Here is a 1,654-nt window from a genome sequence, read left to right as displayed (position 1 = left end):
GCCAGCAAGCAACCGCCTCATCGTCTCTATAGACGATGGCAGAGCTTTCCACTGGGACGTCTTGCTTGCCGCGACACCCATCACCCGGATATTCAGCAGCCTGGGCAGCCACATGCCACCTGGCCTTTGGCGCCAGAAATGGATGCTGACGGCCATGTCCACCATCGCCGGGCCAGTCCTCGGCGCCGGTGCTATCACCCTGCATGGCAACACACCCAACGGCCACCAGTTCGAGGCAAACCCCGCACGCATCTGGTACCTCAGCCACATCCAGGTATCCATCAGCGGTAACGACCTCGGCCCCACCGGACCGCTACCCGAGCAAGCCACACTCGGCGGATTCCGCATCCCGCAACGCGGCATCTTCGCCATAGGACAATCCCTATTTGAAATAGCCGCATAACCGCACCGGTGCCGGCGACAAGACGTCGGTAAACATCCGGCTCCAATGCAGAAATGCATGTAGTCGTGTCGGTCAAGCCGACACGACTACATAGGACGAGTCCTCGATCGATTCCCACGAGCTGCCCCGCCCGAGCCCCAAAATGAAGCAGCTAAAGGCAACGCAACAACAGATCCCCAGTGAGACGTAGGATGTGGTTGGGGTACAACTCCCCCCTCGGACACTAGCTTTGGTGCATTTGCGCCATCGGGCGGCCTGGCACCGGGCCAGGACGTGCTGCTGGCCGCACTGTCCACTCAAGGCATCCTCATTGTCCATTCCGCCAGTACCGTCGCCCGGCTGCTAGGCCGGGTGCACCGCCGTGTCCTGGGAGACCTCCGGTGACCACTGACCCCGCCACCCGCCAGCTGCTCGGTATCACCAACGCCGATCTGCAAACCACACCGTCCACAATGGACGTGCCCACCGTCGCCGAATGCGTGCGCAGGTGAAGGCGGCGGCTGGCCCGGGTGCCCGCCGCACGTGCGGCACGTATTGGGATCGCATGGCCGCGATGTGGGGCGAACGCCCCATGACGAGCTTCGCCGCCACCGACATCGAATTCCTCAAAGACGAGTCCGCTGCACCTCCTCGATGCTGGCGCCGAAGATCTGGCCGTGGGCTGACAGCGGCCTGTGTTGCACGAGGTCTGACCGGCCAGGACGGCTGGCAACACTCAAATGGTTGCCGCGCGGCTGGCGGCAAAGCCACCATCGCGGCCTTACCGGCGCCGACTGGTCCAGCGGGCGCCACGGTGATGACGCTGATCGGCCGTGCCCAGCCAATCGGTGAGCCTGACGAGGAAAGCAGAATCCCGGCAACAGCGCCTGCGGGTGCCGGTAGCCCGTGACGTCGTTGCCGGGATGGTGAATGGGGTATTAGCGTCTTCCCTAAGCAGATGTGCCCGCGCGGGCAAGCATCAGTCGTTGACACCACCCTTGGTGCAGCCGCAAAAGAGTTCAGCGGTGCAGGGTGGGCCGGTAGATGAGTTCCTGAATGTTGCCGTCGAAAGTCCGGCTTTCGATTAGCTGCAGGTCGAAGTCGGCCGCACCGTTGAAGATCGGGTCTGTACCTGTCTGGCCGGTGATCACGGGGAAGATCGTTAAGTGCACAAAATCGACCAGGCCGGCTGCCATTAGGGCACGGTTCATCGACAGGCTCCCGTGCGATCGTAGGGGTATGGCGGACTCCTTCTTCAAAATCGTGACAACA

Annotated in this window: 3 protein-coding genes; 2 read left to right on the top strand and 1 reads right to left on the bottom strand. The window is 62.6% G+C overall.

The window, feature by feature from the left end; genetic code table 11:
- A partial coding sequence (locus A3E1_RS47375; RefSeq protein WP_020523633.1) for a hypothetical protein occupies nucleotides 1-403 on the top strand: 403 nt, incomplete at its 5' end.
- 475 nt (nucleotides 404-878) lie between these two features.
- Nucleotides 879-1,292, top strand: a complete 414-nt coding sequence (locus tag A3E1_RS47370; protein ID WP_157631734.1) for a hypothetical protein — start codon at nucleotides 879-881, stop codon at nucleotides 1,290-1,292.
- 109 nt (nucleotides 1,293-1,401) lie between these two features.
- Here the strand turns inward: A3E1_RS47370 and A3E1_RS42015 are convergent.
- Nucleotides 1,402-1,654, bottom strand: a 253-nt coding sequence (locus tag A3E1_RS42015) for a dihydrofolate reductase family protein (protein WP_040391803.1), incomplete at its 5' end; no start/stop codon positions are given.

The sequence above is a fragment of the Catelliglobosispora koreensis DSM 44566 genome (genome assembly GCF_000379685.1).
GTDB classification, from domain to species: domain Bacteria; phylum Actinomycetota; class Actinomycetes; order Mycobacteriales; family Micromonosporaceae; genus Catelliglobosispora; species Catelliglobosispora koreensis.
This window is presented reverse-complemented; position numbering and strand designations above follow the sequence as displayed.

Excerpts from the sequence above, each read along its gene's own strand:
- A3E1_RS47370 (WP_157631734.1), top strand. The coding sequence starts at position 879 with ATGCGTGCGCAGGTGAAGGCGGCGGCTGGCCCGGGTGCCCGCCGCACG.